6 protein-coding genes and 1 pseudogene are annotated in these 5,201 nt (G+C 65.0%); 6 read left to right on the forward strand and 1 reads right to left on the reverse strand.

Features of this window, described 5'->3' with window-relative positions; genetic code table 11:
- Nucleotides 1-121 (forward strand): annotated as a pseudogene (locus AC5JJ6_RS40395) (acetylglutamate kinase); the annotation flags it as partial.
- 332 nt (nucleotides 122-453) lie between these two features.
- Here the strand turns inward: AC5JJ6_RS40395 and AC5JJ6_RS40400 are convergent.
- Entirely contained in the window at nucleotides 454-1,107 is a 654-nt protein-coding gene (locus AC5JJ6_RS40400; RefSeq protein WP_496047461.1) for a hypothetical protein, read from the reverse strand.
- Between the two features lie 153 nt (nucleotides 1,108-1,260).
- Here AC5JJ6_RS40400 and AC5JJ6_RS40405 point away from each other — a divergent pair, with 153 nt between their 5' ends.
- The 5 genes from AC5JJ6_RS40405 to AC5JJ6_RS40425 all read left to right on the forward strand — a co-directional run.
- Nucleotides 1,261-1,995: a pyrimidine 5'-nucleotidase gene (locus AC5JJ6_RS40405; RefSeq protein ID WP_496047462.1), complete on the forward strand. Its 735-nt coding sequence runs from the start codon at nucleotides 1,261-1,263 to the stop codon at nucleotides 1,993-1,995.
- Between the two features lie 115 nt (nucleotides 1,996-2,110).
- Entirely contained in the window at nucleotides 2,111-2,965 is an 855-nt protein-coding gene (gene dapD / locus AC5JJ6_RS40410; protein ID WP_496047463.1) for a 2,3,4,5-tetrahydropyridine-2,6-dicarboxylate N-succinyltransferase, read from the forward strand.
- A complete protein-coding gene (gene dapE, locus AC5JJ6_RS40415) occupies nucleotides 2,965-4,158 on the forward strand; it encodes a succinyl-diaminopimelate desuccinylase (protein ID WP_496047464.1) in 1,194 nt (397 codons plus the stop codon). Before dapD ends, dapE begins: the two co-directional genes overlap by 1 nt.
- Nucleotides 4,155-4,727: a hypothetical protein gene (locus AC5JJ6_RS40420; protein ID WP_496047465.1), complete on the forward strand. Its 573-nt coding sequence runs from the start codon at nucleotides 4,155-4,157 to the stop codon at nucleotides 4,725-4,727. Before dapE ends, AC5JJ6_RS40420 begins: the two co-directional genes overlap by 4 nt.
- 242 nt (nucleotides 4,728-4,969) lie before the next feature.
- The coding region (locus AC5JJ6_RS40425; RefSeq protein WP_496047466.1) for a hypothetical protein at nucleotides 4,970-5,201 on the forward strand (232 nt) is incomplete at its 3' end.

Genomic DNA, 5,201 nt, shown 5'->3' on the forward strand with positions numbered 1-5,201 from the left:
CATCTCGGCGGTGGAACAGGGCGTGGACGCCGCCGTCATCCTCGACGGCCGCGTCCCCCATGCCCTGCTGCTGGAAATCTTCACCGAAGGCGGCGCCGGCACCCTGATCGGGCGGGAGTAGGAGATTGGGAACGGGCGACCGGACGTAAGCCGGACGCCGTCGGGGCGTAGCAGCTTCCGTTCCCAAAATCCATTGTGCGGCATTCCGTCATGCCGCTGTTCGTCATGACATTTTTCGTCATACCAAGACTTGATCTTGGTATCTCCCGGCGAAGGCTTAACTGACGCGATGAAGCTCTGGGCTGAAGTCTCCCCGCCCGCCTCTACCAAGAGATGCCAAGATCAAGTCTTGGCATGACGATTTGAGAGTGGCTGCATGGCGGTTTGGGAGAGTGGCCGCATCACGACTGCTGGAAGCATGACGGCCGGGCATGCGCCCGGCCTCGGCGCCGCTCAACGCGGCGCCTGGTTCTGGATGGCGCGGTCGAGGATGTCGCGGACGACCGCGTCCTCGCTCCGCTTGGTCGCCATGGCGGTGCCGCGCACGATGGCGTCGGTCAGGTCCATGGCGCGGGTCAGGTCGACCCGCCAGTCGCCGCCCTCGCGGACGAAATCCGCCGGGACCATGACGGGGCGCCGGTTCACGACCAGCGTGCCGCTGGCGCGGTCGCCGCGCACCGATACCTTCTCCATACCCGCCTGGGTGATGACGTTGGGGCCGAGCCAGTTGTTCTGGAGACCGAACTCGACGATCTGCGCCGGAGTCATCCGCTTCAGGTCCGCCGGCTTCAGGAAGCGCTGAAGCCCCATGGCGCCGAACTTTTCCGACGGCGGCAATCCCGTGATATCGCCGCTGAGCGCCGCCTTGCGCGTCCGCTCAACGCGGGCGATGCTGTCCCTGGACAGCAGTTCCAGCACGCTCCGGCCATCCTTCGCCAGCAATGCCTGCCGGGCCGCGATGAAGGTTTCGCTTACCGCCGTCACGTCCTGACCAGCCGCAACCTGTGCGCTGGCCGGGGCACCGTGGGGAAGCCCGGCGCTCAAGCCCGCCCCCGCCAGGATCAATACGCCCATTGCCGCGTTGCGCATCGCCGCCACAGTCTTCATTCCGCTCATATCCGTCAAAACCGCCGAAGCGGTGATAAGTTGAATAGCTTGACGATAATACATGATTGCGGCGCCATGGAGGCGCAATGCCCGCTTTCGAAAGCGGCGATGGAGAGACTTGCCGGATCGCCTGCGCCGCGCCATTGTCACCCCATGACCCAGCCCAGCACGCCCCAGCCCGATACCCATACCCGCCGGCCCACGCCGCTTTCGTCGATCGAGGTGTGGATCTTCGATCTCGACAATACGCTCTACCCGGCGGCCAGCAACCTGTTCAGCCAGATCGACCAGCGGATGACGGAGTTCATCGGCGAGCGCTTCGACCTGCCTTGGGACGAGGCGCGGCGCCGGCAGAAGCAGTATTTCCGCGATTACGGCACGACGCTGCGCGGCCTGATGACGGAGCACGACGTCGATCCGATCGCCTTCATGGACTACGTCCACGATATCGACATGACGCCGGTGAACCCCAGCCCCGAGCTGGATACGGCGCTGGAACGGCTGCCCGGCCGCAAGGTGATCTACACCAACGGGTCGTGCCGGCATGCCGACAACGTGCTGAACCGGCTGGGCATCGCGCGGCATTTCGATGTGATCTACGACATCGTCGCCGCCGGCTACGTGCCCAAGCCCGACCCGCGTCCTTATGCCCATCTGATCGACCTGCACGGCATCGATCCCCATGGCGCGTGCATGGTCGAGGACATCGCCCGCAACCTGGTCCCGGCGGCGGCACTGGGCATGACGACGGTCTGGGTCAGGTCGGAGATCGATTACGCCCGCCCGGACCGGGGCGGCGTCGGCACCGGCGAGCATATCGACCATGCGGTGGACGATCTGACTGCCTGGCTGGCCGACCTGACTTCGGCGGCGAATTCGTCCGATTGAGCTATATCTCCGTCTTCCCGGTCACCAGTGGGCAGTTGACAGTGGGATTGCCGGTGACCCATGTTCCGGTTCCATCGCTCCTGTCACCGCATTAGAAGCCGGACCCGAACCTGCCATGACCACCGATCTCCAGAATGCCATTGAAACCGCCTGGGAAAACCGCGACCAGCTCAATACCGGAACCAAGGGCGCCGTCCGCGATGCCGTGGAAGCCGCACTGGCCGGTCTTGACGAGGGCCGCTTCCGCGTGGCGGAGCGCAACGGCGACGATTGGCAGGTCAACCAGTGGCTCAAGAAGGCCGTGCTGCTGTCGTTCCGCCTGAACGACATGACGACGATCCCCGGCGGTCCGGTCGATCCGGTCCTGGGCCAGTCGGTGTGGTTCGACAAGGTGCCGTCCAAGTTCGCCGGCTGGGACGACGCCCGCTTCCGGGAAGCCGGCTTCCGCGCCGTCCCCAACGCCGTGGTCCGCCGCTCCGCCTATATCGCCCCCGGCGTCGTCCTGATGCCGAGCTTCGTCAACATCGGAGCCTATGTCGACAGCGGCACCATGGTCGACACCTGGACCACGGTCGGGTCCTGCGCCCAGATCGGGAAGAACTGCCACATCTCCGGCGGCGCCGGCATCGGCGGCGTGCTGGAACCGCTCCAGGCCGGCCCCGTCATCATCGAGGACAATTGCTTCATCGGCGCCCGCGCTGAGGTGGCTGAAGGCGTCCGGGTCGAGACCGGCTCCGTCCTGTCGATGGGCGTCTATCTCGGCGCTTCCACCAAGATCGTGAACCGCGAGACCGGCGAGATCCTGTACGGCCGCGTGCCGCCCTATTCCGTCGTCGTTTCCGGCACGATGCCCGGCAAGGCGCTGCCGGACGGCAGCCCCGGCCCCAGCCTGTACTGCGCCGTGATCGTCAAGCAGGTCGATGAGCGGACCCGGTCCAAGACCTCGATCAACGAACTGCTGCGCGCCTGATGGCCTCCGTGCAGGTTGCCGATCCGGTCGAGCTGACCCAGGCGCTGGTCCGCTGCCCGAGCGTCACTCCCGCCGATGCCGGGGCGCTCGACGTCCTGGTCCGAACGCTGGAGCCGCTGGGCTTCGTCTGCCACCGGCTGACCTTCGAAGCCGAGGGCACGCCGCCGATCGACAACCTGTACGCAAGGCTGGGCACCTCCGGCCCCAACCTCTGCTTCGCCGGCCACACCGATGTCGTGCCGCCGGGCGATCCTTCCGCCTGGGCTGCCGACCCGTTCGGGGGAAAGATCGAAGACGGCAAGCTTTACGGCCGGGGCGCCTCGGACATGAAGGCCGCGATCGCCGCCTTCGTCGCGGCTTCGGGACGGACGCTGGCGGCCAAGGGTGCGCCGGCGGGCTCGATCAGCCTGCTGATCACCGGCGACGAGGAAGGCCCCGCCATCAACGGCACCCGCAAGGTGCTGGACTGGCTGGCGGAAAAGGGCGAGGTGCTGGACGCCTGCATCGTGGGCGAGCCGACCAACCCCAATTACCTCGGCGAGATGATCAAGGTCGGACGGCGCGGCAGCATCACGGGATATCTGACGGTCCACGGCACCCAGGGCCATGTCGCCTACCCGCATCTGGCCGACAACCCCCTGCCCCGCCTGGTCAGGATGCTGGCCGCCCTGACCGCCGAACCGCTGGACCGGGGCAACGAGCATTTCCAGCCCTCCACCTTGGCGATCACGACGATCGATGCCGGCAACCCGGCCGACAACGTGATCCCGGCCAAGGGATCCGCCAGCTTCAACATCCGGTTCAACGACGAGCATACGTCCGACACGCTGAAGGACTTGATACGCCGGACCTGCGACGCCGTCGGCGGCCGGTATGACCTGAGCTTCCGGGTCAGCGGCGAATCTTTCCTGACGCCGCCCGGCGAGTTGAGCGATCTCGTCTCCGGCGCGGTCGAGCGCGTGACCGGGCACCGTCCGGAACTCAGCACCACGGGCGGAACGTCCGATGCCCGCTTCATCAAGAACCATTGTCCGGTAGTGGAATTCGGCATAGTCGGCCAGACCATGCACAAGGTCGACGAGCATGTCGCCGTGGCCGACGTGGAAAAGCTGACCGACGTCTACGAGGCCGTCATCGACGGCTTCTTCGGCCGCGATGGCGCCCCTCACAAGAATGCGAGCCCCAGGGCATGACGCTGACGGCACGGGAAACGGTCTACTCGATCTTCGGCGCATACCGGCTTGCGATGCTGGACAAGACGGGGCTCAGCTATCTCGACCGCTCGCCGGAAGGCGCCATCCGTTCGTTCAATGCCGCCCTGATCGTCCTGCCGGCCTACGCTGTTCTGGTCGTCCTGCGGCTGTGGGACGTTCTGCCGGAAGTCTCGCTGCTCCGCTTCGTCACGGTCGAAGGCCTCGCCTATGTCATAAGCTGGACCGCCTTCCCGCTGGTGATGTTCCACGTCTCTGGGCTGCTCGACCGGGCTGGGCGGTACTTCGATTTCCTCAGCGCCTACAACTGGTCGTCCGTCATCCAGATGGGTGTCTACCTGCCCGTGGTTGCGATCGCCGACTCAGGCTTGTTGCCCGAAGGCCTGGGCGAAGGGCTGGTGCTCGCCGTCACGACGCTGGTGCTGATGTACCAGTGGTTCATCGCCCGGACCACGCTGGACATAAACGGCGGTTCAGCCGCCGGCGTCGTCCTGCTCGACATGATCCTGGCTGTGTTCATAACCGGCGTCGCGGACGGTATGCTGGCCTGATATCCGGACCCCGTGCACCCTGCCCTCTCCGGGGTCATGGGAAATCGGATTAAAACATCCCGCATATAAAATATTCCGCGCATTGCGGATACAGTGCGACGCACTCCCATGCCGTCCTATCGGCCGGACTAAGCTGATCGGATGGCTTACAAGCAGTACCGGATCGGGGTAGCTTCGCGGCTGCAACGAGGCCTGTAGATAAGACCTTCAAGAGATTTCAAAACCCGAGGCATGGCACCGGAATGATAAGAGTTCTGCACATCGACGAGAACAGCGCAGACCGTGCCCGTCTGATCAAGATAGCTCCACCCGATTCATTTACGATCATTGGCTCCCATAGCGGCATCAAGGAAGCGACCGAGGCTGAAGGCAGCGAAATAGCCTGCGCCGATATCGTGATCCTCGGGACCGTGGCCGGAAGCAGCATCGAGGAAAGCATCAAGTCCTTGAAGGCCATTGCACCGGTGAAGCCGG

It is taken from the genome of Skermanella sp., assembly GCF_059503625.1.